Consider the following 24,206-nt stretch of genomic DNA (forward strand, 5'->3'; position numbering starts at 1 on the left):
TGTCGCATCTGAAATCCCGGATCCTCCATGAAACTCTCTCCCCTCGCCCTGACGCTGACCCTGTTGCCAGCCGGCCCACTGCTGGCCGACACCTTCGAACGCGATCAAGCCCTGAAATTGCCCGACGTGCTGATCAGCGCCAACCGCCAGGTCGAGGCGCGCAATGACAGCAGCGCCGCCAACACTGTATTCACCCGCGAAGACATCGACCGCCTGCAACCCGACAGCGTCACTGATCTGCTGCGTCGTGTGCCCGGTGTTCAGGTCGCACAGACCGGTGGGCGCGGCAGCCTGCCGGGGGTCTACATCCGTGGCACTCAATCGGCGCAGAGTCTGGTGCTGGTGGATGGCCAACGCATCGGCAGCTCAACCTCCGGCGACAGCAACCTGCAACACATCAACATCGAACAGGTCGAGCGCGTTGAAGTGTTGCGCGGCTCCCGTTCGGTGATTTATGGCAGCGATGCAATTGGCGGGGTAATCCAGATTTTCACCCGCCGTGGCGGCGAACCAGGATTGCGGCCGCAACTGCATGTCGGCTTTGGTAGCAATCAGACCTGGGAACGCAGTCTCGGGCTGTCCGGTGGCGATGAGCAAACCCGCTTCAATCTCGGCGCCAGCCTCGATGAAACCGCCGGGATTGATCGCACTCACCAGTCATATCCCAGTGACGGTGATCACGATGCCTACCGCAACAAGTCGCTCAGCCTGAGTCTGAGCCACGCGCTCAGCGACGACATCGAGATCGGTGCCAACCTGCTGGATAACCGCGGCAAGAGCGAATACGACAACCCGTTCGGGCGCTTCGACCTGAACACCTTCGGTCAGCAGCAGCCCTACAACGAATTCGATGTGAGCAGTGTCAGCAGCTATGCCGACGCCCGGATCAACGAGGTGTGGAAATCCCGCGCTGAATTCGGCCACAGTGAAAACAGCGAGAAAACCTTCGACAAGCTCAGCGATGAGCGCAGCGTGTTCAACACCTATCGCGACTCGGTGAACTGGCAAAACGACCTGACACTCACTGAGCGCAACAGCCTGATGATTGGCGGCGACTGGTACGAAGACCGGGTCAACAGCAGCACCGCGTTCGATGAAGACAGCCGCTGGAACCGTGCCGCGTTTATCCAGCATCGTTATCAGGCCGACAGTTTTGCCACCGAACTGGGCTTGCGTCATGACGACAACCAGCAGTTTGGCAGCCAGAACACCTGGAGCGGTACCCTCACCCTGCCGCTGAACCCTGACAATGAAATGTTGCTGACCTACAGCGAAGGTTTTCGCGCACCGACCTTTAATGATCTGTATTACCCGGACTTCAGCAACCCGGATTTAAAGCCCGAGACGTCGAAAAGCTATGAACTGCAATGGCGAAGCCAACTGACCGAGAGCAGTAGACTGGAGGCTTCGCTCTACCGGACGGACCTTGAAGACGCGATCATTTTCGGCAGCAACTCGCGACCGGAAAACGTTGCTTCGGCGCGGATCAACGGTTTCGAAGCGGCGTTGAAACAGGAGCTGTTCGGCTGGCAGAGCAACCTTGGCGTGGCGATCATCGACCCACGGGACCGCGACACCGGCCATACCTTGGCCCGCCGCGCACGACGCACGCTAAGCCTGGACCTGGATCGACAGTTCGATCGTCTCGGGCTCGGCGCCAGTTGGCAGGCGGTCAGCAGCAGCTACGACGACTTGAACAATCAACAGCCGTTGGGTGGTTACGCGTTGCTGGGGTTGCGCAGCAGTTGGGCACTCAACCGTGAAATTCAGTTGGAGCTAAAGGTGGATAACTTGCTGGACAAGGGCTACAGCCGGGCGATGTACAGCCATGAAGGCAGTCAGTATGGGTATCGCGAAGAAGGTCGGGCGTGGATGTTCGGGGTGACGTGGACACCGGAAATACAGTTGTAGGAGGTAGCGCGTAGGTACGCCGCAACTCAGCGCTCAGGATCGATAAGTTGACACAGCTTTGCAGTCGCCTCGACCATCTGCCCACTCGGCCGCTCCAGGCCTTTGTCTGTCACTAAGCGCAATTGCTGCTGCTTGACCGCCGCCACCTGCGGCCACGCTTTCCACGCCTCGAGCTGCGCCTGATCACTGGCCAGAATCACCTCGGGATTGCGCTGAAGCACGGCCTCTACGCTGACTTGCGGTGCTGGCAGCGGCAGGTCGGCAAACACGTTCTTCGCCCCGCAGACTTCCAGCGCATCGCTGATGATCTGACCTCCCCCCACCGTGTACAGCGGCTTGTCCCAGACCTGATAGAACACGCGTAACGGCTGCTCTCGTCGATAGCGTTGACGCAGTTCATCCAGCCGCTGGCGCAACTGGGTGGACAAGGCAGCCCCACGCTCAGGCCGACCCAGCTGAGTTGCAATCGCCTCGATCTGCACGGTCAGTTGAACCACGCTATGGGGTTCGGCGACGAAAGTCGGGATGTTCAGACGCTTGAGCTGGGCACGCTGGGCCGGGCCGACGCTGCCGGGCCAGAGCAACAGCAAATCAGGTTTCAGGCTGAGCAAACGCTCCATGTCCAGCTGACCGTAACGACCCACTGAGGGCAAGTCCTTGAGTTCGGCAGGACGTTCGCCCGCATCCAGGACACCGACCAGAAGGTCTGCCGAATCCAGTTCAACGACAATTTCAGACAGGGAAGGCGCAAGGCTGACAACGCGCTCGACAGCCGCTGCCGGACCGCTGATGGCCAGCAGCAAAACTGCCAGCCAGACAGGACGCATCAACCGAGTTGACGCGGAATACGATAGAGGTAGAACAGCACGGCGGTCGACAGCGCCAGCAGCATCAGTGGCACCGCCTCGAGACCGACGAACACCGCCAGCGCACCGATCCATGCCGGAAGGCCGGCGGCGAGAAAGGCTGTGCGGCGCTTGGCGGCCAGGCTGATCCATGCGGCGGGCTCTTCAGGGGAGTCGAGAGCTTTCTGAGTGGCGATCAGCGCGTGTTTGTAGGCACCGAAAAATTTCAGGCTGACAAACATCGAGGCCACGCCAGCGATGAACAGCGGCATCGCCAGCACCGGCAGGATCGCCTCGCTCTGGCCAAACACCGCATTGATCACAAAGAGAGGCAACAAGGCCAGCGCCAGGTATTGCCACCAGCTGACTGACAGTCGCCGCCGTACCTGACCGCGGGTCACGCCCGGTCTACCTCGCCCTGATGTTCATTGCCCATCATGTGGTCGAGTTTGCTGGCCTTGGTCGCCAGGTAGAGGCGGTTGTGCGGATTGTGACCGGTGTGCAGCGGCACCCGCTCGGCAACCACGATTCCCATGTCGGTCAAGGCTTTGACCTTGCGCGGGTTGTTGGTCATCAGGCGCAGGGATTTCACGCCCAGATGCTCCAGCATCGGCAGGCACATGGCGTAGTCACGCTGATCAGCGGCAAAACCCAGACGCTCGTTGGCCTCAACGGTGTCGGCACCGCCGTCTTGCAATTCATAGGCACGGATCTTGTTCAGCAGGCCAATGCCACGGCCTTCCTGACGCAAGTAGAGCAATACGCCACGACCCTCACGGGCGATAGCCTGCAAGGCGGCCTCCAGTTGCGAGCCGCAGTCGCAACGCTGGCTGAACAAGGCATCGCCCGTCAGGCATTCGGAGTGCAACCGGCCGAGTACCGGGGCACCGTCGTCGAACTCACCCAGGCTCAATACGACGTGCTCCCGGCCGGTGGCTTCATCGAGAAAGCCGTGCATGGTGAATTGCGCAAAAGGCGTTGGCAGCTTGGAAGCGGCGACAAAAACGACAGGCACCGGTGTGCTCCTGATCTAAAGAATCTGAAGTTCGCATAAAGCGGGCATTGTAACAGCAGGATCCGGAGGACGCTTAGGCTGAATTATCGGCGATAACCATCAAAAAGTTTGATATCTATAGATCTGCCATCAAGGTAGGAGCTGCCGAAGGCTGCGATCTTTAGATCCTAAAGCGTCAAGATCAAAAGATCGCAGCCTTCGGCAGCTCCTACATTTAATGGTCGTCAAACGGATACGGCTGCTTCCAGCGCTCAAAGATCGGTTTGAGTTCGCCGTTTTTCACCAGTTGCTCCATGCGCTGATCGAACAACGCCATCAGCGTGCGGGCTTTGTCGGTCTTGGCAAAACACAGATACAGCGGCAACTCGGCGATATGGGTACGGCGCAACTGCGACGGATCCTTGGCCCGATTGAGAACGAAATCGACCTCGGTCAGGGCATCGATATAAAAGTCCGCGCGATTGTGAGTCAGCATCGACACGATACCGGTGCGCCGGATCACTTCGTCATAGCGGTGCACGTTGGGCAGGTAATCCTGAAAATCGTAACCGCGGACCCACGCCAGCCGATAATTGCCCAGGGTTTCAGGGGTTGGCACCGGGCTGCTCGCCAATCCCAAGGCATAGATATGATCGGTGTCGAAATTCCAGCGGGGATAAAGCACGCCTTTGGATTCGTTGCCATAAGAGCCGACGCAGGCATCGACCTCACCACGCTCGGCCAGGCCCATTGAACGTACATAGGGCTCGGAACGAATGTCCACTTTGACACCCGCCGGTTCGAAGACATGCCGCAGCACGTCCCAACCCAATCCATGGCCATCGGCAGCGGTGTAGTCTTCCCAATCTTCGCTGGCCAGGTGAATTACGGACGGAGTCGTCTCAGCCTCTCCCGCTTGAGCGAGTGAGCAAAAAAAGGCGAATACCATCACCACCAACCCGTGTCGAGCCATCCCTAGTTCTCCCACTTGACGCCTGATGACCTGCCCAGGTCAGGCGAATATCCATACCAACCCTTGCATCGCCAGCCAGGCAAACACCCCGGCCAATACATCATCGAGCATGATCCCGACGCCACCGTGCACATGCCGGTCAATCCAGCGAATCGGCCACGGCTTGAGAATATCGAAGAAGCGGAACATCAGAAAACCCGCGAGTAACCACTGCCAACCTTCCGGCACCAGCCACAGGGTAATCCACATCCCGACCATTTCGTCCCAGACGATGCCTTCGTGGTCGTGTACGCGTAAATCATCGGCCACCTTGCCGCACAGCCAGAAGCCGAACAGCATGGTGATGCCCAGCATTAGCCAGTAACCCCAATCCGGTAGCATCTGCCATACCGGTATAAAGGGTAGCGCAACTAACGAGCCCCAAGTGCCCGGCGCTTTTGGCAAGGTGCCTGAGCCGAAGCCGAACGCGAGGAAATGCCAAGGATTGCGCCAGACCGACGGCGGTACGAACTCTGCCGGAACCTGTTTGGGGTGATCTGTCACGGTGACTCCCGAAAATGTTGATAGCCCCGGATTTGCGGGGTGATGTCTTGCCCGTCGGCATCCAGCAACGTCACGCCCTGCCCCGTCACTACCCGCCCGATCACATGGATCGGCCAGCCATCGGCAAGCAAACCGGGTAACTCGACGGACGGTAGGGTGAAGGCCAGTACGTAATCGTCACCGCCGCTCAGGGCCGCCACTTGTGCGTCAAAGAAACCGACAAATGCGACCAGGGCCTGCGACAGTGGCAAGCGGTCCCGCTCGATGCGGATACCAACCTTCGAGGCCAGCGCGATATGCCCGCAATCCGCGAGCAGGCCGTCAGAGATATCCATTGCCGACGTGGCCTTGCCGCGTAAAGCCTGTCCCAAACCGAGCTGCGGTTGCGGCGACCAGTAATGCGCTAGCAACGGCTCGGCGATGTCAGGCCTGGCTGTGCGCTGACCGAGCACCAAGGGCAACGCACCGGCGGCGTTGCCCAGATTACCGCCCACGCACAGCAGATCGCCCGGTTGCGCACCGCTGCGTGTCAACGCCAACCCACCCGGCACACGACCGAACACCGTCATGGTCAGGCTCAACGGCCCACGGGTGGTATCACCACCGACCAATGCCACACCACAACTTTGCGCCATTTGATTCAAACCACGGGCATAGGCTTGCAGCCATTCGGCTGTCACCGTCGGCAAGGTCAGGGCAAGGGTAAAGGCAATGGGCGTGGCGCCCATGGCGGCCAGGTCGCTGACCGCGACGGCCAGCGAGCGCTGACCGAGCAAAAACGGATCGCAGGGGTCGGCGAAATGCACACCGGCTACCAGCGTATCGGTAGAAATCGCCAACTGTTCCCCCGGGGGAACAGCCAGCAAGGCGCAGTCATCGCCGATCCCGAGGGCAACGCCCTCGCCGCCCTGCGCACAAGGCGCGGCGGCGAAAAAATGGCGGATCAGCTCAAACTCACCCATCGCAGATCCAAGCGCTGGTTAGCGCTTGAACGCCTTGACTTCAGCTTCACGCAGACGCGGGGCCAGCTTGTCGAGCACACCGTTGACGAACTTGTGGCCGTCGGTGGAACCGAAGACCTTGGCCAGTTCGATACCTTCGTTGATCACAACGCGGTACGGCACATCGACGCGCTTGAGCAGTTCCCAGGTCGACAGGCGCAGAACCGCCAGCTCAACCGGATCCAGCTCTTCGATGGTCAAATCGAGGCAAGGCGTGAGTGCGGTGTCGATTTCGGTCTTGAACTGCGGAACCCCATGCAGGATCTCGCGGAAGTACGCGCCATCGACATCACTGAAATCGTTATCGACCCGAAACTGCGCTTCGATCTCGTTCAACGACTGCTTGGCCATGTGCCATTGGTACAGCGCCTGAGTCGCGAGCTGACGAGCTTCGCGACGCTTGACGCTTTTCGATGGCTTGCCGGCATCCGCAGGCTTTGGATCGCGCGGGTTGAAACGATCGCTTTCGTCGCTAATCACTTGGCCTCCAACTGCGCCAGCAGGCTGACCATTTCCAGAGCGGACAGGGCAGCTTCAGCACCTTTGTTACCGGCCTTGGTGCCGGAACGTTCAATGGCTTGTTCGATGGAATCAACGGTCAGGACGCCGAAAGCGACCGGGACGCCGAATTCCATGGACACCTGGGCCAGGCCCTTGGTGCACTCGCCAGCCACGTATTCGAAGTGCGGAGTGCCGCCACGAATGACCGCGCCCAGGGCGATGATTGCCGCGAACTCGCCTTTCTGAGCGACTTTCTGCGCAACCAGCGGGATTTCGAAGGCGCCAGGTGCGCGGATGATAGTGATGTCGCTTTCGCTCACGCCGTGGCGAACCAGGGCATCAACAGCACCGCTGACCAGGCTTTCAACAACGAAGCTGTTGAAACGGCCCACTACCAAAGCGTAGCGGCCTTTAGGGGCGATGAAGGTACCTTCGATGGTCTTCAGGGTCATTCGTTAGATCTCTTAAAGAGCCGGGACGCGTCTCGTACGCATCCCTCAGTGATATTTGAACCGCGAATTCAAGGCCGCAAACAACCGGTCATTATTCGGAGGGCACGTATTCTACAACTTCCAGATCGAAACCGGATATCGCATTAAATTTCATCGGTGCCGACATCAGGCGCATTTTGCGCACGCCCAAGTCACGCAGGATCTGCGAGCCGGCTCCCACGGTGCTGTAGGTGGTCGGTTTTTTCACCGCTTGCTGGTCGGCAGTTTCGCGGATGTGCGCAAGCAATACGTCGCCATCGAGCGGATGACCGAGCAACAGCACCACACCGCTGCCAGCCTCGGCAACCTTGGCCATGGCGGCGCGCAGGCTCCAGCGGCCCGGTTGTTTGACCATCAACAGGTCGCGCAGCGGGTCCATGTTGTGCACGCGAACCAGGGTCGGTTCTTCGGCGCAGACATTGCCCAGGGTCAGTGCCATGTGCACATCGCCCTCTACCGAATCACGATAGGTCACCAGGTTGAATTGGCCCAGTTCGCTGTCCAGTGGCTGCTCGGCAATCCGCTGAACGGTACGTTCGTGGATCATCCGGTAGTGAATCAGGTCGGCGATGGTGCCGATCTTGATGTTGTGCTCGGCAGCAAAAGCTTCCAGTTCTGCCCGACGGGACATTGTGCCGTCGTCGTTCATCACTTCGCAGATCACGCCGCTCGGCTCGAAACCGGCCATGCGCGCCAGGTCGCAGGCCGCTTCGGTGTGGCCAGCGCGGGCCAGCGTACCGCCAGCCTGGGCCATCAACGGGAAGATGTGGCCAGGGCTGACGATATCATCAGCCTTGGCATCACGGGCGGCGGCCGCTTGCACGGTGCGTGCGCGGTCGGCGGCGGAGATGCCGGTGGTCACGCCGGTGGCCGCTTCGATGGACACGGTGAACTTGGTACCGAAACCCGAACCGTTGCGCGGCGCCATCAATGGCAACTTGAGCAGTTCGCAGCGCTCGCGGCTCATCGGCATGCAGATCAGGCCACGGGCGTGCTTGGCCATGAAGTTGATGTGCTCGGGCTGGCAGCACTCGGCGGCCATGATCAGGTCGCCTTCGTTCTCGCGATCTTCGTCATCCATGAGGATGACCATCTTGCCTTGGCGGATGTCTTCAACCAGTTCTTCGATGCTATTGAGCGCCACAAGGCACCCCCTTGGGTCAGGATTTTAGGTAGCCGTTGGCGGCCAAAAAGCTTTCAGTGATGTTACCGGAGGTCGGCTCTGCGGCTTTGTCTCCCAGCAGCAAGCGCTCCAGGTAACGAGCCAGCAAGTCCACTTCCAGGTTCACCCGGCGACCCGGCTGGTACGACGCCATGATGGTTTCGCTCAGGGTGTGGGGAATGATGGTCAGCAGGAACTCGGCGCCATCGACTGCGTTCACGGTCAGGCTGGTGCCGTCGACGGTGATCGAGCCTTTATGGGCGATGTACTTGGCCAGGTCCTTCGGCGCGCGGATGCGGAATTCCACAGCCCGCGCGTTCTCGGTACGGGCAACCACTTCGCCCACGCCGTCGACGTGACCACTGACCAGATGCCCGCCGAGGCGAGTGGTCGGGGTCAGGGCTTTTTCCAGATTGACCGGGCTACCGCTTTTCAGGTCGTTCATGGCGGTGCAGTCGAGGGTTTCGCGACTGACGTCGGCCGCAAAGCCATTGCCCGGAAGTTCGACAGCAGTCAGGCACACGCCGTTGACCGCGATGCTGTCGCCCAGTTTGACGTCGCTCAGGTCGAGCTTGCCGGTTTCGACGTGAACCCGCACATCACCGCCCTTTGGGGTCAGTGCACGGATACTGCCGATGGATTCGATGATGCCGGTGAACATGGGGTTCTCCTCGAGAACAAAGCCAGCGCTAAAGCGATGGCCGGGAATTATACGCTCGCGGTTGACAAAGGAATGGCGATGACTCGCCAGTCATCGCCCACTGCGCGAATTTCAGTAATTTTGAGCTCGGGCGCATCCTTCATCTGGGCGAGCGGCCAGTCCAGCAACGGTCGTGCAGAAGAGCCCATGAACTTGCCGGCGATGAAGATCTGGAACTCGTCCACCAGACCGAGTTGGGCAAAGGCGCCCGCCAACCGCGGGCCGGCCTCGACCAACACTTCATTGACGTCACGATTGGCAAGCTCGACCAGCAGCTGTCGCAAATCGACCTGACCATCGTAGCCGGGCACGATCAGGCATTCCGGGCCGTTTGCATACTGCTCTTCCACCGCTACGCAGGTGGCAACCAGCGCTGGGCCAGCCTTGAAGAACGGCGCATCCAGCGGCACGCGCAAACGCCCGTCGACCAACACACGAAGCGGCGGTCGACTCATGGCCAATGCTGTTTGTTCGGCATCCAGACCGAGCTCTTCGGCGCGTACGGTCAAACGGGCGTGGTCCGCCAATACCGTGTCGGCACCGGTCAGCACCACGCTGGCCTGGGCGCGCAGGCGCTGAACCGCCGAACGCGCCGCCGGGCCGGTGATCCATTGGCTTTCGCCGCTTTCCATCGCAGTGCGGCCGTCCAGACTCATCGCCAGTTTGACCCGCACGAACGGCAAGCCGTGTTCCATGCGTTTCAGGAAGCCCTGATTGAGCTTGCGCGCTTCACTTTCCAGCACGCCGCTTTCGGTGGCGATACCGACCTGCTCCAGGCGTTGCAGACCACGACCGGCGACTTCCGGGTTCGGGTCCTGCATCGCCGCGACCACCCGCGCCACGCCGGCATTGACCAGCGCATCGGCGCAGGGTGGCGTGCGGCCGTGGTGGCTGCACGGTTCCAGCGTCACGTATGCGGTGGCGCCTCGAGCCTGCTCGCCCGCCGCGCGCAGGGCGTGGACTTCGGCGTGGGGCTCACCGGCACGGACATGCCAGCCTTCGCCAACAATCTGCCCGTCACGCACGATCACGCAGCCAACCCGAGGATTGGGGTGCGTCGTGTAGTGACCCTTGCGCGCCAGTTCCAGGGCGCGGGCCATGAAATGCGCGTCGAGGATGGCTTGTTCGGTAGGCGTGCTCATTCTTTCACCGGCTCACGGGCCAGGCGATCGATCTCTTCGCGGAACTCGTTGAGGTCCTGGAAGCGGCGATACACCGAAGCGAAGCGGATATAGGCGACTTCGTCGAGTTTTTGCAGCTCGGCCATCACCAGTTCACCGACCACGAGGGATTTGACCTCGCGTTCGCCGGTGGCGCGCAGTTTGTGTTTGATGTGCACCAGCGACGATTCGAGGCGCTCGACACTCACCGGGCGCTTCTCCAGCGCCCGCTGCATACCGGCGCGCAGTTTTTCTTCGTCGAACGGCTGGCGACTGCCGTCGGTTTTGATCAGGCGCGGCAACACCAGTTCAGCCGTCTCGAACGTCGTGAAACGCTCGCCGCAGGCCAGGCATTCACGCCGGCGGCGAACCTGTTCGCCCTCGGCGACCAGACGCGAGTCGATGACCTTGGTGTCGTTGGCACCGCAGAAGGGACAGTGCATGGTGGCAGGCAACAAAAAAAGGGAGGGCCATGGTAGCGCATCCCTGTGGCAAGACAAGCCATAGGGTTTGCGGTATACAGACGGGATGATCACTTGATCCATGGATTTCATCTTTCCGGAGCCGCCAATGTCGTTACGTCCGCTCGTTTTGCTCAGTCTTTTCGGCCTGTTGGTGGCCTGCAGCAGCGATTCACCCCAGCCCCAGCCGCCGACACCCGGTCCCGCACCGCAGCAAGCGCAGAAAAAAGCTCGGGAAGCGGCTGAACTCGGCCCGCTGCCGGCGTATCAGCGTGAATTGAGCGGCACCCTGCAAGGTGTACCGGCCGGCGCCGAAGTCGAACTCGCACTGCTGGTGATCGATGACAAGGATCGGCCACAACAATTGCTCGCCAGCTCCAGCCTGATCGGCACCAATCAGGCCTTGCCGTTTCGCCTGCGCTTCAATCCTGAATCCTTTCCGACCGGTGCCCGCGTTGAATTGCGTGGCCGCGCCAGTCAGTCCGGGCAACTGATCCTGCATCTGCCGTCGCGAACGATCACGCAGCCGACGACCCAGGCCGTGGGCCAATTGCAGTTCGTCAAAGCCCCATGAGTGCACCGCCAGACCTGCAACAGGCCTTGGGTGAACTGTTGGGCGATGCGCAACTGGTGGCGTGCGGGCTGCCGGGAACCGAGCTGAAGTTGTGGCTGATCGACGGCGACAACATGGACCGTGCCTTTAGCCCGGAAGAAACCCGGCGCATCCTGCATGAGCCGCCGTACTGGAGTTTCTGCTGGGCCAGTGGTCTGGCCGTAGCCCGCTATCTCGCCGAAAACCCGCATTGGGTCAAAGGCAAGCGAGTGCTGGATTTTGGCGCCGGTTCTGGCGTGGCAGGTATTGCTGCGGTCAAGGCCGGGGCGCTCGAAGTCGTGGCTTGCGACCTTGATCCGCTGGCGATTGCCGCCTGTCGGGCCAATGCCGAGCTCAATGACGTGCAGCTCAATTACTCCACGGATTTTTTCGCCGAGGACGATCGCTTCGATCTGATTCTGGTGGCGGACGTGTTGTACGACCGGGCGAACCTGCCGCTGCTCGATGAGTTTCTCAGTCGCGGGCGCGAAGCCCTGGTGGCGGATTCGCGGGTCAGGGATTTTCGCCATCCGTTGTACCGGCGCATTGAAATGCTCGAAGCCATGACTTTGCCGGATCTGGCCGAGCCGGAAGAGTTCCGGCATGTGAGCCTGTATCACGCACGACGTATTTGAAACCGTTGAAAGATCGCAGCCTTCGGCAGCTCCTACAGGGGGAATGCGGTTTAGCCGTAGGAGCTGCCGAAGGCTGCGATCTTTTACGCCAGCCCTTATAGTGAGCACATTCACGCTTTTACGAGATTGCCCATGAGTCAGGAAACGCCGTACATCTTTGACGCCACGACTGCCGATTTCGACCAGTCAGTGATCGAGAACTCCTTTCACAAACCGGTGCTGGTGGATTTCTGGGCCGAATGGTGCGCGCCGTGCAAAGTGCTGATGCCACTGCTTCAGACCATCGCCGAGAGCTATCAGGGTGAGTTGCTGCTGGCCAAGGTCAACTGCGACCTGGAGCAAGACATCGTTGCCCGCTTCGGCATTCGCAGCCTGCCGACCGTGGTGCTGTTCAAGGATGGCCAGCCGGTAGACGGTTTTGCCGGTGCTCAGCCGGAATCGGCCGTGCGCGCCTTGCTCGAACCCCACGTACAGATGCCCCCGCCAGCCGCCGCCGACCCGCTCGAGCAGGCTCAGGCGTTGTTTGATGACAGCCGCTTCGCCGATGCCGAAGCCATCCTCAAAGTGCTGTTGGGCGAGGACAACACCAACGCCAGGGCGCTTATCCTCTACGCCCGCTGCCTGACCGAACGCGGTGAATTGGGCGAAGCTCAAGCCGTGCTGGATGCCGTCAAAAGCGACGAACACAAAGCCGCACTGGCCGGCGCCAAGGCGCAGATCAAGTTCCTCGGCCTGGCCCGGGACCTGCCGGACGCCGCTGACCTGAAAGCTCGCCTGGCGAAAAACCCCCTGGACGATGAAGCGGTTTATCAACTGGCGATCCAGCAGCTGGCCCGTCAGCAATACGACGCCGCGCTGGATGCTTTGCTGAAATTGTTCATCCGCAACCGCAGCTACAGCGAAGGCTTGCCGCACAAGACCTTGCTGCAAGTGTTCGACCTGCTGGGCAGCGATCATCCGTTGGTGAGCACGTACCGTCGCAAACTGTTTGCTGCGCTTTATTAAAAGTCCAAAGATCGCAGCCTGCGGCAGCTCCTACAGAGGAATGTAAACCCTGTAGGAGCTGCCGCAGGCTGCGATGTTTTGCGGTTTATTCGATCCAACTGTAAAGCGGCGTGTCCCCACCACTCACCACTTTGACTTGCGGACTGTGGCGCAAACGCACCAACAGTCGCTTGCCTGCCGCCGCGCTGCCGGCCAGCCCTTCGAGCTGATCAAGCAGCTGCGGCCCGCTCAATTGCCCGGCCTTGCGCAACAAGTCCTTGGCAACCTGCCACAGTGCCTCGTCCTGATTCAGCGGTTTCGCCGCAGGCGTGCTGACGGCGGTTTTCTCCACCTGCAACTGCGCACCCAGCCGTGCCCAGTCGCTGTCATCCATTTCCAGGGTCAAATCCACCGGCCATTCGCCGATGCTTCCGCGAATTCGCAACATAACTCCGCTCCCGCACATTTCTTCGCTTGCATGCTCCCATGGGACTTGTGCAACGCCAAGCAGACAGTCAAACTCTCTGCACTTACGTTATAAGATTACATAACATTTTATTCATTTTACTGTTTGGAGACTCGCCATGCGCCGCCTGCTTCTCGCCTTGCCGTTTGCCTTGCTGCCGCTGGCTGGCGCCCACGCCGCTGATGAACATGACCATGAGCACGGCAGCCTCGGCGCCCACGAGCATGGCGTCGGTCGCTTGAACGCGGCACTGGATGGGCAAACGCTGCAACTGGAACTGGAAAGCCCGGCGATGAACCTGGTGGGCTTCGAACACGCCGCCACCAGCGATGCCGATAAAGCCAAAGTCGCGACCGTACGTGCTCAGCTTGAATCACCATTGGCGCTGTTCAACTTGCCGAAAGCCGCTGGGTGCGTGGTGGAAAATCAGGCACTGGAAAGCCCATTGTTCGGCGACAAACCAGATGCCGACGAGGATCACGATGAAGGCGAACATCACCACGACCACAGCGAAATCCACGCCCGTTACCAACTCACCTGCGCTACGCCCGACGCACTGAAGACCCTGGATCTGGCGAACATTTTCAACACGTTCCCGGCCACCCAAAAAATTCAGGTACAACTGATCGGCCCGAGCGGGCAGCAAGGGGTTGATGTGGCGGCCAAAGCGGCTGCTCTCAAATTCTAAACTCACCGAAGATCGCCCTGTAGGAGCTGCGGCGTGAAACGAGGCTGCGATCTTTTGACCTTCAAAGATCAAAAGATCAAAAGATCAAAAGATCAAAAGATCAAAAGATCGCAGCCTGCGGCAGCTCCTACACAGGTCAATCAACACCCATGAAATCGGCTAAATGACCCAACCACTCATCGAACTGTCCGACCTGGGCTTCAGCTGGCCCGGTCACCCGCCACTGCTGGACATTCCGGTCTTTGTCCTGGAGCGCGGGGAAACCCTGTTCCTCAAAGGCCCCAGCGGCAGTGGCAAGACCACCCTGCTCGGGCTGCTCGGCGGCGTGCAAAAGCCTGATCACGGCAGTATCCGCCTGCTCGGCCAGGAACTGACGCAACTCTCGGCCGGCGCTCGCGATCACTTTCGCGTCGATCACACCGGCTACATCTTCCAGCAGTTCAACCTGCTGCCGTTTCTGTCGGTGCGCGAGAATGTCGAGCTGCCCTGCCACTTCTCGAAACTGCGTGCCGAGCGGGCCAGACAGCGTCACGGCAGTGTCGATAAAGCGGCGGCCACCCTGCTCGCCCACTTGGGCTTGAAGGATGAAAACATCCTCGGTCGGCGCGCCGATTCGTTGTCCATCGGCCAGCAACAACGGGTCGCCGCCGCACGGGCATTGATCGGACAGCCCGAGCTGGTCATTGCCGATGAGCCAACCTCGGCGCTGGATTACGACGCCCGCGAGAACTTCATTCGCCTGCTGTTCGCCGAGTGCCGCGAGGCTGGCTCGAGCCTGTTGTTCGTCAGCCATGACCAGAGCCTGGCACCGCTGTTCGACCGCAACCTGTCGCTGGCCGAACTCAATCGCGCCGCCACCCCGTCCGAGGTCTGAGATGTATTTGTTCCGTCTAGCCATGGCCAGCCTGGCTAACCGCCGCTTCACTGCGATCCTCACCGCGTTCGCCATTGCCTTGTCGGTGTGCCTGCTGCTGGCCGTCGAGCGTGTGCGCACCGAGGCCAAAGCCAGTTTCGCCAACACCATCAGCGGCACCGACCTGATCGTTGGCGCCCGTTCGGGCTCGGTGAATCTGCTGCTGTATTCGGTGTTCCGCATCGGCAACGCCACCAACAACATCCGTTGGGACAGCTTCGAGCATTTCGCCAACAACCCGAAAGTGAAATGGGCGATCCCGATGTCCCTCGGCGATTCCCATCGCGGTTATCGGGTGATGGGCACCACCGAAGCCTACTTCGAGCATTACCAGTACGGCCGCCAGCAGCACCTGCAACTGAGCGATGGCCGGGCCTTCCAAACCGATCCGTTCGAAGTGGTGCTTGGCGCCGAAGTGGCCGAAGCGCTGCATTACAAACCGGGCGACAAACTGGTGCTGGCCCACGGCGTGGCAGCGATCAGCCTGGTCAAGCACGACGACAAGCCATTCACCGTGGTCGGCATTCTCAAGCGCACCGGCACGCCGGTCGACCGCACGTTGCACATCAGCCTCGGCGGCATGGAAGCGATCCACATCGACTGGCACAACGGCGTGCCGGCCCGGGGCGAGGGTCGCGTCACGGCTGATCAAGCGCGCAACATGGACCTGAAACCGCAGGCGATCACCGCGTTCATGCTCGGCCTCAACAACAAGATTTCAACCTTTGCCCTGCAGCGCGACATCAACGAATTCCGTGGTGAACCGTTGCTGGCGATCTTGCCGGGCGTGGCGCTGCAAGAACTGTGGAGTTTGATGGGCACGGCGGAAAAAGCGTTGTTCGTGGTTTCGCTGTTTGTGGTCCTGACCGGTTTGATCGGCATGCTCACGGCGATTCTCACCAGCCTCAACGAACGCCGTCGGGAGATGGCGATCCTGCGCTCCGTGGGGGCGCGCCCGTGGCACATCGCGACGTTGCTGGTGCTGGAAGCTTTTGCCTTGGCGCTGTCGGGCGTCGTGACGGGCGTAGCACTGCTCTATGCGTGTATCGCCGCAGCCCAAGGGTACGTGCAAGCCAATTACGGTCTGTTTTTGCCGCTGAGTTGGCCAAGCGAATATGAATGGACGCTGCTCGGTGGCATCCTTGGCGCCGCATTGCTGATGGGCTGCGTGCCGGCCTGGCGCGCCTATCGCCAATCGTTGGCCGATGGTCTGTCGATCCGTTTATGAGGATGTTGAAAATGCCCCGCGCTGTACTTGCGCTGTTGATGCTGGTCGCCCTGCCCCTGTGGGCGGCACAGCCCAAAGACCTGACCTGGTCGGAAATGATTCCGCCTGACGCGCCGGTTGAAGTACCGAACATGACACCGCTGCACGATCTGTCGAAGATGAGCGATGCGTTGTCGGCCGAATCGGCGCCGGCCGCCAGGCAAGACCTGCCCAACGCACCGGTGGTCAAGGCGCTCGACGGTCAGAACATCCGCTTGCCGGGCTACATCGTGCCGCTGGAAGTGAACGAAGAAGGACGCACCACCGAGTTTCTGCTGGTGCCGTATTTCGGCGCTTGCATCCATGTGCCGCCACCGCCGTCGAACCAGATCGTGCACGTCAGGAGTGAAGTCGGGGTGAAAGTCGACGAGCTGTATCAACCGTACTGGATCGAAGGTGCATTGCAGGTCCAGGCGTCCAGCAGCGAGCTGGCGGATGCCGGATATCAAATGGGGGCGGACAAGATTTACCTCTATGAATTGCCGGAGTGAATCCGCTGCCCTTGTGTTGTCTGTTAGTGCCTCATCGCGAGTCTGCTTGCAATGAGGCCAGCAAAAACACCATAAAACCTATCCATTTCAAATTTATTGAGCTACATCAACAACAGAAATTCATTAGCCCGCTACCATTGGTCATAGAAAATTTTTAACGTCCTCTGGAGCCCCCATGAACAAGTCCTTGCTCAGCGCCTCGATGGTTGCCCTCGCGCTCGCAGCCCCGCTCGCCCACGCCCACGAGGCCGGTGACATTCTCATCCGCGCCGGTGCAATCACTGTCAACCCGGAAGCCGACAGCTCCCACGTCAAGGTCGATCAAGGCCCGCTGGCGGGTGCCGACCTGGGTGGCAAGGCGACCCTGAGCAGCGACACGCAATTGGGCTTGAACTTCGCCTACATGCTCACCGACCACGTGGGTATCGAGCTGCTGGCAGCGACACCGTTCGAGCATGACGTGAAACTCAAGGGCACAGCGCTGAGCGCGGCCAACGGCAAACTTGGCACGCTCAAGCACCTGCCACCGACCCTGAGCCTGGTGTACTACCCGCTGGATCCGAAGTCGGCGTTCCAGCCGTACGTCGGCGGCGGCATCAACTACACCTATATCTACGACGAACATGTGGGCAGCGAAGCCGAGGCCGCCGGCTTCAGCAACTTCAAGGCGGAAAACTCCTGGGGCATGGCCTGGCAGGTCGGTGCTGACTACATGCTGACAGACAACGTCATGATCAACGCCCAGGTGCGCTACATCGACATCGATACCCGCGCCACCGTTGAAAACAACGCGATTGCCCCAGGTACCCGGGCACGTGTGGACGTGGATGTGGACCCGTTCATCTACATGGTCGGTCTGGGTTACAAGTTCTAAAGAACGTTCACGTGGTGGTGAACCTGGCTTAGTGGTGAGCAGACTTAGAACTGATGGCGACTGCATTGCGGTCGACCGGGAGCAAGCTCCCTTGCCACAGGAATTGCGCACGTTGTAACGTAAATTCCGGCCGTGAAAAAGGCGCCTGTAAAAAGGCGCCTTTTTCATGTCCGCTTGAAACGATTTATCGTTCCAACAACCGCGCCAGGCCAACACTCATGGGTGTCTGTTCGGTGGTTTTGAAGCGCTCCAACAGCCGCCGGTTGTTCGCCCGGGAATGCCGAATGTCACCGCAACGGGCCGGACCGTAGCTCACGGGAGGCAACTCACCGACCACGGTTTCAAGGGCTTCGAGCAACTGTTTTAGCGTCGTTGCCTGGTTCCAGCCGACGTTGATTGCGCCCGATTCGACCTGGTTTTTTTCGATGGCTTGCACCAGCAGATCGACCAGGTCTTCGACGTAGACAAAATCACGCGTCTGCTCGCCATCACCGAACACCGTGATCGGCAGACTTTTCTGCGCGCGCTCGCTGAAAATACTGATCACCCCGGAATACGGCGAGGACGGATCCTGGCGCGGGCCGAAGATATTGAAGAAACGAAAGATCACCGGCTCCAGCGCATGCTGGCGTCGATAAAAATCCAGGTAATGCTCGCTGGCCAGCTTGTCCGACGCATAAGGCGTCAACGGCGCTTTCGGCGTGTCTTCGTCGATGGACTCGCCTTCGCCGTTATTGCCGTACACCGCGGCGCTGGAGGCAAACAACACGCGTTTGACCCCGGCCTGGCGCATGGCTTCGCAGACGTTCAGCGTACCGATGAAGTTGCTCTGGTGCGTTTTCACCGGATCGTCCACCGAGGCCTGCACCGAGGCCACGGCCGCCAGGTGCGCCACTGCACTGCAACCGACCATCGCCCGGGCAACCAGCGCTGCGTCGGCAACATCGCCCACCATCAGCTCGACCCTGGGATTATCCAGCGGCAGGTTGCTGCGCTTGCCGGTGGACAAGTCATCGAGAACGCGCACCGAATGGCCCTTGGCTAGCAGGGCATCGGTCAGGTGCGAGCCAATGAAACCGGCACCGCCGGTGATTAAAACGGGACCTTCAGCCATGGCGATAGAACCTGTCCAGTAGACCGGGGAGTGCCGCACGCCAGGCGCGTGGCTTGATCCCGAAAGTGTGGAGAATCTTCTTGCAGGCCAGCACAGCGTGTTGCGGCTCTTCGGCGGCATCCGGACGCGTGGCATGAGCCTGGGCGGTCGGCGCTTCGATGGCCAGCTCATGCAGGTTGCGGGCTTCGGTAAGAATTGCCTGCCCCAACGCCAGCGGCGTGGTCGCCTCATGCCCGGCGTAGTGGTAGGTGCCCCACAGCGGCGCGGAGCAATCGAGTTGTTTGAGCACCGAAATGATCACGCGAGCGGCGTCGTCTACCGGCGTTGGATTACCGCGGCGATCATCGGCCATCAGCAGCTCTTCCGGCTTTTCGGCTCGGGCGAGGAAGCGGCCAAGGGTCCCATCGGGGCTGTCATCGAGCAGCCAGCCGAAACGCAGCAATACATGTTGCGGGCAGGTGGCACGCACACTTTGTTCGATCCGCCATAACGCCTGACCGCGCAGGCCCAGGGGCAGTGGTTCGTCTTTTTCGCTGTAGGCGGTAGCGCGGGAGCCGTCGAACACCCGATAGCTCGAAGGTTGCAACAGCACGATATTGTGGTGCTGGCACAGTTCGGCCAGACGCTCGATCGCCCGTTCCTGTCGGGCCAGGCGTTGTTCGCTGACCGCTTCGGCCTGAAACCAGTCGAAGTAATAGGCGAGGTTGATCAACGCGTCCGGGCGCGTGTCGTCGAGCAGTTGCGTCAGGCTCGCGGCATCCCAGCCATCTTGTGGCGGGCGGGGGGCGAGGAAACCGATGTCTTCCTCTGCACCGAGGCGAATCAGCGCCTGCCCAAGGGCATTTCCGCCGCCCAGTAACATAAGGCGCATTCGCATAGAGTCAGCAGGCCCAGTCTGATTGGAACGATGGTTTGTCGACAGCGCTTGCGGGCGATGTCGTTGAAAGTTGCGCGAATCGTTGCATTTTGCGGGTTTAGTGCGCAACCGTCATCCGTAAAGTGTAGATGTCCGGGATTTGTGGTGATGCTACTGGCCCCATTGCCAGCAAGCCCAGATCCCCAGCGGTACTTGCATCTTGGCCCACCCACCCGCATAAATTGCCCCATGAACCTGCCCATCCCCGCAGACAGTGCCCTGAACGGCTTCCACCCCGCCGTCAGCGCCTGGTTCAGCCACACCTTCCCTGCGGTCACCGCCGCCCAGGCCCGGGCGTGGCCGTTGATCCGCCAGCGCCGCTCGACATTGATCGCCGCGCCCACCGGTTCCGGAAAGACCCTCACCGCCTTCCTCGCCGTGATCGACGATCTGGTCCACCGAGGCCTTGAAAGCCCTGGCGGCCTGCCTGACGAAACCCTGGTGGTTTACGTTTCGCCGCTCAAAGCCTTGTCCAACGACATCCAGATCAACCTGCAAAACCCATTGGCCGGAATTACCGAGCAATTGCGTGCAATGGGTCTGCCCGAGGTGCAGATCGCCACCGCCGTTCGCACCGGCGATACCCCGCAGAAAGATCGCGCGGCGATGCGCAAGATGGCGCCGCACATCCTCGTCACCACCCCCGAATCGCTTTACGTGCTGCTGGGTTCCGACTCCGGCCGGCAGATGCTGGCAACCACCCGCACGGTGATCGTCGACGAGATCCACGCCATCGCCGCCAGCAAACGCGGCAGTCACCTGGCCCTGAGCCTTGAACGCTTGCAGACCCTGTGCGCCGAACCGCTGATGCGCATCGGTCTGTCGGCCACGCAAAAACCCATCGGGGCAGTCTCGCGTTTTCTGGTGGGTCGTGATCGTCCTTGCGAGATCATCGACATCGGTCATGCCCGGCCCCGTGATCTGGACATCGAAGTACCTCCGGTACCGCTGTCGGCGGTGATGGCCAACGATGTCTGGGAACTGGTCTATGACCGTCTCGCCGCCCTCGCCCGGCAACACCGCACCACGCTGATTTTCGTCAACACCCGGCGCCTGGCCGAGCGCCTCAGTCGTCACCTCAGCGAACGCCTGGGCAAGCAAGCCGTGGCCGCCCACCACGGCAGCCTGGCCAAAGAGTTTCGCCTCGACGCCGAACAGCGGCTCAAGCGCGGCGACCTGCAAGTGCTGATCGCCACGGCATCGCTGGAGCTGGGGATCGATATCGGCGACGTCGACCTGGTGTGCCAGATCGCCTCGCCACGTTCGATTGCCGGTTTTCTGCAGCGAGTCGGTCGCTCCGGGCACCAGGTTGGTGGCACGCCCAAGGGTCGACTGTTCGCCACCACCCGCGACGACCTGATCGAATGCTCCGCGCTGCTCGACTGCGTGCGTCGGGGCGAGCTCGACACGTTGTCGATTCCCAAGGCACCGCTGGATGTACTGGCGCAGCAGATCATCGCCGAAGTCAGCTGCCAGGAATGGCAGGAGCAAGCGCTACTGGACATGTTCCGCCGGGCGTCGCCGTATGCGGGACTCGACGACAAGCATTATCAAGCGCTGCTGCACATGCTCGCCGAGGGCTACAACGGGCGTCAGGGCATCCGTAGCGCCTACCTGCACCGCGACGCCGTGACCCGCACCCTGCGCGGTCGCCGGGGCGCAAAACTCACCGCCGTGACCAGCGGCGGGACGATTCCGGACAACGCTGACTACAGCGTACTGCTGGAGCCCCAAGGGCTGAACATCGGCACCATCAACGAAGACTTTGCGGTGGAAAGCATCGCCGGCGATATCTTCCAGTTGGGCAATACGTCCTATCGGATCCTGCGCGTCGAAACCGGCAAGGTCCGGGTCGAAGACGCCCAGGGTCAGCCACCGACCATTCCGTTCTGGCTCGGCGAAGCACCGGGGCGCAGCGCTGAATTGTCTTGGGCGGTAGCGCGCCTGCAAGCGCACCTCGATAAGTTGCTTGGCTGCACGCCGGGCAACTTGCAACCGGCACTCGACTGGCTGACCGAGACCCTTGGCCTGAACGTCGCCAGCGCTGAACAACTGGTGGACTACCTGGCTCCAGCGCGTCAAACCCTGGGCGCCCTGCCGTCGCAAGACACGCTGCTGATGGAGCGCTTTTTCGACGAGTCCGGTGGCACACAACTGATCATTCACACGCCGTTCGGCAGCCGCATCAACCGCGCCTGGGGTCTGGCCCTGCGCAAGCGTTTCTGCCGCACCTTCAACTTCGAATTGCAGGCCGCCGCCAGCGAAGACGCCATCGTGCTGTCGCTGTCCACCAGCCACAGCTTCGAACTGGACGATGTCTGGCGATATATCCACAGCAACAGTGCCGAACACCTCCTGATTCAGGCTGTGCTCGACGCGCCGCTGTTCGGCGTACGCTGGCGCTGGAATACCGGGGTGGCCCTGGCGTTACCGCGCTACAGCGGCGGGCGCAAAGTGGCGCCGCAAATCCAGCGAATGAAAAGCGAAGACCTGATCGCCAGCGTGTTCCCCGATCAGATCGCTTGCGTGGAAAACCTCGCCGGCGAACGGGAAATTCCTGACCATCCGCTGGTGGAACAAACCCTCGACGATTGCCTGCACGACGCCATGGACTGCGAAGGCTGGCTCGCCTTGCTGCGCCGCATGGAGCGCGGCGAGGTGCGTCTGATCAGTCGCGACCTGCCGGCGCCCTCCCCGTTGGCAGCAGAAATTCTCAGCGCCCGGCCCTACACCTTTCTCGACGACGCGCCGCTGGAAGAGCGCCGCACCCAAGCTGTGCTCAACCGGCGCTGGAGCGACCCGCAATCGACCGACGACCTCGGTGCACTGGATGCCGAGGCGATCAACGCTGTGCGCAAAGAAGCCTGGCCTGCGCCCACGGGCATCGATGAAATGCATGAAGCGCTGATGAGCCTGGCGTGTATCACTGACGCAGAAGCCGAGGTCAATCCGCAGTGGCGCAACTGGCTCAACGCGTTGGCCCAGAGCGGTCGCGCCAGCCGTTTGCAGATCAACGCTGTGCAATCGTTGTGGCTGGCGTTGGAACGGCTGACCTGTCTAAGGGCGATTTATCCACAGGCACAATGTTCGCCACCCTTGCTGGCGCTACCGGGTTTCGATGAAGTCTGGGAGCGGGACGAAGCCTTGGTCGACATGATCCGGGCGCGACTCAGCGCCTTCGGACCGCTACCGCTGCATGCTATTGCCGAACCCCTCGGCTTATCCGGCCCTGTCGTGAGCCAGGCCTTGGCGCAACTGGAGCGTGAGGGCTATGTCCTGCGCGGACGTTTCAACCCCGGCACCCAAGAGGAAGAATGGTGCGAGCGGCATTTGCTCGCACGTATTCATCGCTACACGGTCAAGCGCCTGCGCCGGGAAATCGAGCCGGTGGCTTTGCAGGACTTCATGCGGTTTCTGTTCGATTGGCAGCATGTGTCCAGTGCCAATCAGGGTCAAGGCGCGGCCGTGTTGCCGGTCGTGGTCAGCCAATTCGAAGGCTACCCCGCCGCCGCTTCTGCGTGGGACAGCGACATCCTGCCGGCGCGGATCAAGGATTACTCGGCGTTGTGGCTCGATGAGCTGTGCCGTAGCGGCAGGCTGGTGTGGACGCGTCTGAGCGCGCGCAACAAGGGCACCGGCACCGCGTTGCGCAGTACACCGATTGTGTTGCTGCCGCGCAGTCAGGTCGGGCTCTGGAGCGGGCTGACCGAGCAGACGCCAATCAGTGAACTGTCACCGAAAACGCAAAAGGTTCACGCCGCCCTCAGTCAGCACGGCGCGCTGTTTTTCGATGAGCTGATTCACGAGGCCCATCTGCTGCGTTCGGAACTGGAAATCGCCTTGCAGGAACTGGTAGGCGCCGGACTGGTGAACGCCGACAGCTTCGCCGGACTGCGCGCGCTGATTACGCCGGCCAGCAAGCGGCAGAACCGCAGCAGTCACCGCGGACGTGGGGCCTTCATCGGCGGCATGGACGATGCGGGGCGATGGGCGCTGTTGCGTCGCGCTCCCGCCGTGCCGGCTGTGGATAACCCACGTCCGGCGCCGACACCCGCCGATACGCTGGAACACATTGCCATGACCTTGCTGCGCCGCTACGGCGTGGTGTTCTGGCGCCTGCTGGAACGTGAGGCGGACTGGCTGCCGAGCTGGCGCGAGCTGCTGCGCACTTTTCATCGCCTGGAGGCTCGGGGCGAGATTCGTGGCGGGCGGTTTGTCAGCGGCCTGGCGGGGGAGCAATTTGCGCTCCCCGAGGCGATTCCGTTATTGCGAGAAGTACGGGGCCGACCGAAGGATGGCAGTCTCGTCGCCGTTTGCGGGGTCGATCCGCTGAATCTCGCCGGCACGCTGTTGCCCGGTGCGAAAGTCCCGGCGCTGGCGAGCAATCGGCTGGTGTATCGCGATGGCCTGCCGGTGGCTGCCGAGATTGCCGGCAAGCCTTTGTTCTGGGTGGAACTTGATCAGCAAGCCAGCGAAGAGGTGCGCAATAAGCTGATCCGGCATTGATGGCGTTTGCGCTGGCCC

25 protein-coding genes are annotated in these 24,206 nt (G+C 61.1%); 10 read left to right on the forward strand and 15 right to left on the reverse strand.

The genetic code is table 11. The features are described 5' to 3' along the window. Nucleotides 1-27 precede the first annotated feature (27 nt). Entirely contained in the window at nt 28-1,911 is a 1,884-nt protein-coding gene (locus tag AD668_RS23820; RefSeq protein ID WP_053162771.1) for a TonB-dependent receptor domain-containing protein, read from the forward strand. Between the two features lie 26 nt (nt 1,912-1,937). Here AD668_RS23820 and AD668_RS23825 read toward each other — a convergent pair whose 3' ends face one another. The 12 genes from AD668_RS23825 to nrdR form a co-directional block, all read right to left on the reverse strand. Continuing rightward, nucleotides 1,938-2,738 (reverse strand): cobalamin-binding protein, encoded by an 801-nt coding sequence (locus tag AD668_RS23825; protein WP_053162773.1) that lies wholly within the window; start codon nt 2,736-2,738, stop codon nt 1,938-1,940. After that, nucleotides 2,738-3,157: a hypothetical protein gene (locus AD668_RS23830; protein ID WP_053162775.1), complete on the reverse strand. Its 420-nt coding sequence runs from the start codon at nt 3,155-3,157 to the stop codon at nt 2,738-2,740. The genes AD668_RS23825 and AD668_RS23830 overlap by 1 nt, the downstream gene beginning before the upstream one ends. Then, nucleotides 3,154-3,771 carry a GTP cyclohydrolase II gene (gene ribA / locus AD668_RS23835; protein WP_008053837.1) on the reverse strand — a complete coding sequence of 206 codons (618 nt, stop codon included), beginning with the start codon at nt 3,769-3,771 and terminating at the stop codon, nt 3,154-3,156. The genes AD668_RS23830 and ribA overlap by 4 nt, the downstream gene beginning before the upstream one ends. A 214-nt stretch (nt 3,772-3,985) precedes the next feature. Then, complete coding sequence (locus AD668_RS23840; protein WP_053162776.1) at nt 3,986-4,723, reverse strand: ABC transporter substrate-binding protein; 738 nt, start codon at nt 4,721-4,723, stop codon at nt 3,986-3,988. A gap of 39 nt (nt 4,724-4,762) precedes the next feature. Beyond that, nucleotides 4,763-5,266 (reverse strand): phosphatidylglycerophosphatase A, encoded by a 504-nt coding sequence (locus AD668_RS23845; protein WP_053162780.1) that lies wholly within the window; start codon nt 5,264-5,266, stop codon nt 4,763-4,765. Next, complete coding sequence (gene thiL, locus AD668_RS23850; RefSeq protein WP_053162782.1) at nt 5,263-6,228, reverse strand: thiamine-phosphate kinase; 966 nt, start codon at nt 6,226-6,228, stop codon at nt 5,263-5,265. The genes AD668_RS23845 and thiL overlap by 4 nt, the downstream gene beginning before the upstream one ends. 18 nt (nt 6,229-6,246) lie before the next feature. Then, nucleotides 6,247-6,747: a transcription antitermination factor NusB gene (nusB, locus tag AD668_RS23855; RefSeq protein WP_003185935.1), complete on the reverse strand. Its 501-nt coding sequence runs from the start codon at nt 6,745-6,747 to the stop codon at nt 6,247-6,249. Continuing rightward, a complete protein-coding gene (gene ribE, locus AD668_RS23860; protein WP_003228649.1) occupies nt 6,744-7,220 on the reverse strand; it encodes a 6,7-dimethyl-8-ribityllumazine synthase in 477 nt (158 codons plus the stop codon). Before ribE ends, nusB begins: the two co-directional genes overlap by 4 nt. A gap of 91 nt (nt 7,221-7,311) precedes the next feature. Beyond that, the gene (gene ribBA / locus AD668_RS23865; RefSeq protein ID WP_053162784.1) at nt 7,312-8,403 is read right to left on the reverse strand and encodes a bifunctional 3,4-dihydroxy-2-butanone-4-phosphate synthase/GTP cyclohydrolase II; all 1,092 of its coding nucleotides are present in this window, start codon (nt 8,401-8,403) and stop codon (nt 7,312-7,314) included. A gap of 16 nt (nt 8,404-8,419) precedes the next feature. Continuing rightward, nucleotides 8,420-9,082, reverse strand: coding sequence for a riboflavin synthase (locus tag AD668_RS23870; RefSeq protein ID WP_053162786.1), 663 nt, complete (start codon nt 9,080-9,082; stop codon nt 8,420-8,422). 47 nt (nt 9,083-9,129) lie between these two features. Further along, entirely contained in the window at nt 9,130-10,263 is a 1,134-nt protein-coding gene (gene ribD / locus AD668_RS23875; RefSeq protein WP_053162787.1) for a bifunctional diaminohydroxyphosphoribosylaminopyrimidine deaminase/5-amino-6-(5-phosphoribosylamino)uracil reductase RibD, read from the reverse strand. Next, the gene (gene nrdR, locus AD668_RS23880; RefSeq protein ID WP_003228656.1) at nt 10,260-10,724 is read right to left on the reverse strand and encodes a transcriptional regulator NrdR; all 465 of its coding nucleotides are present in this window, start codon (nt 10,722-10,724) and stop codon (nt 10,260-10,262) included. Before nrdR ends, ribD begins: the two co-directional genes overlap by 4 nt. Before the next feature lie 127 nt (nt 10,725-10,851). On the opposite strand from nrdR, the gene AD668_RS23885 reads away from it, so the two are divergent. The 3 genes from AD668_RS23885 (at nt 10,852) to trxA (ending at nt 12,974) form a co-directional block, all read left to right on the forward strand. Beyond that, the gene (locus tag AD668_RS23885) at nt 10,852-11,316 is read left to right on the forward strand and encodes a YbaY family lipoprotein (RefSeq protein ID WP_053162790.1); all 465 of its coding nucleotides are present in this window, start codon (nt 10,852-10,854) and stop codon (nt 11,314-11,316) included. Beyond that, nucleotides 11,313-11,969 (forward strand): methyltransferase, encoded by a 657-nt coding sequence (locus AD668_RS23890; RefSeq protein WP_053162792.1) that lies wholly within the window; start codon nt 11,313-11,315, stop codon nt 11,967-11,969. The genes AD668_RS23885 and AD668_RS23890 overlap by 4 nt, the downstream gene beginning before the upstream one ends. Nucleotides 11,970-12,101: 132 nt before the next feature. Further along, nucleotides 12,102-12,974, forward strand: coding sequence for a thioredoxin (gene trxA / locus AD668_RS23895; RefSeq protein ID WP_053162794.1), 873 nt, complete (start codon nt 12,102-12,104; stop codon nt 12,972-12,974). Between the two features lie 85 nt (nt 12,975-13,059). On the opposite strand, the gene AD668_RS23900 is transcribed toward trxA, so the two are convergent. Then, on the reverse strand, nt 13,060-13,401 hold the full coding sequence (locus AD668_RS23900; RefSeq protein ID WP_053162795.1) for a hypothetical protein: 342 nt from the start codon (nt 13,399-13,401) through the stop codon (nt 13,060-13,062). Between the two features lie 136 nt (nt 13,402-13,537). Between AD668_RS23900 and AD668_RS23905 the strand changes: the two genes are divergently transcribed. The 5 genes from AD668_RS23905 to AD668_RS23925 all read left to right on the forward strand — a co-directional run bounded on the left by AD668_RS23905 (nt 13,538) and on the right by AD668_RS23925 (nt 17,652). Next, complete coding sequence (locus tag AD668_RS23905) at nt 13,538-14,107, forward strand: DUF2796 domain-containing protein (RefSeq protein WP_053162796.1); 570 nt, start codon at nt 13,538-13,540, stop codon at nt 14,105-14,107. Between the two features lie 163 nt (nt 14,108-14,270). Then, on the forward strand, nt 14,271-14,981 hold the full coding sequence (locus AD668_RS23910) for an ABC transporter ATP-binding protein (RefSeq protein WP_053162797.1): 711 nt from the start codon (nt 14,271-14,273) through the stop codon (nt 14,979-14,981). 1 nt (nt 14,982) lies between these two features. Next, complete coding sequence (locus AD668_RS23915; RefSeq protein ID WP_053162799.1) at nt 14,983-16,248, forward strand: ABC transporter permease; 1,266 nt, start codon at nt 14,983-14,985, stop codon at nt 16,246-16,248. Nucleotides 16,249-16,259: 11 nt separating this feature from the next. After that, entirely contained in the window at nt 16,260-16,778 is a 519-nt protein-coding gene (locus AD668_RS23920) for a DUF3299 domain-containing protein (RefSeq protein ID WP_053162866.1), read from the forward strand. 175 nt (nt 16,779-16,953) lie between these two features. Then, entirely contained in the window at nt 16,954-17,652 is a 699-nt protein-coding gene (locus AD668_RS23925) for an OmpW family protein (RefSeq protein ID WP_053162801.1), read from the forward strand. Nucleotides 17,653-17,836: 184 nt separating this feature from the next. Here AD668_RS23925 and AD668_RS23930 read toward each other — a convergent pair whose 3' ends face one another. Next, entirely contained in the window at nt 17,837-18,766 is a 930-nt protein-coding gene (locus AD668_RS23930; protein ID WP_053162803.1) for an NAD-dependent epimerase/dehydratase family protein, read from the reverse strand. Then, nucleotides 18,759-19,643, reverse strand: coding sequence for a sugar nucleotide-binding protein (locus AD668_RS23935; RefSeq protein WP_053162806.1), 885 nt, complete (start codon nt 19,641-19,643; stop codon nt 18,759-18,761). Before AD668_RS23935 ends, AD668_RS23930 begins: the two co-directional genes overlap by 8 nt. Before the next feature lie 228 nt (nt 19,644-19,871). On the opposite strand from AD668_RS23935, the gene AD668_RS23940 reads away from it, so the two are divergent. Further along, nucleotides 19,872-24,188 (forward strand): DEAD/DEAH box helicase, encoded by a 4,317-nt coding sequence (locus tag AD668_RS23940; RefSeq protein WP_053162808.1) that lies wholly within the window; start codon nt 19,872-19,874, stop codon nt 24,186-24,188. The last annotated feature ends 18 nt before the right edge of the window (nt 24,189-24,206 follow it).

Source organism: Pseudomonas sp. P1.8, from assembly GCF_001269805.1.
Taxonomy (GTDB): domain Bacteria; phylum Pseudomonadota; class Gammaproteobacteria; order Pseudomonadales; family Pseudomonadaceae; genus Aquipseudomonas.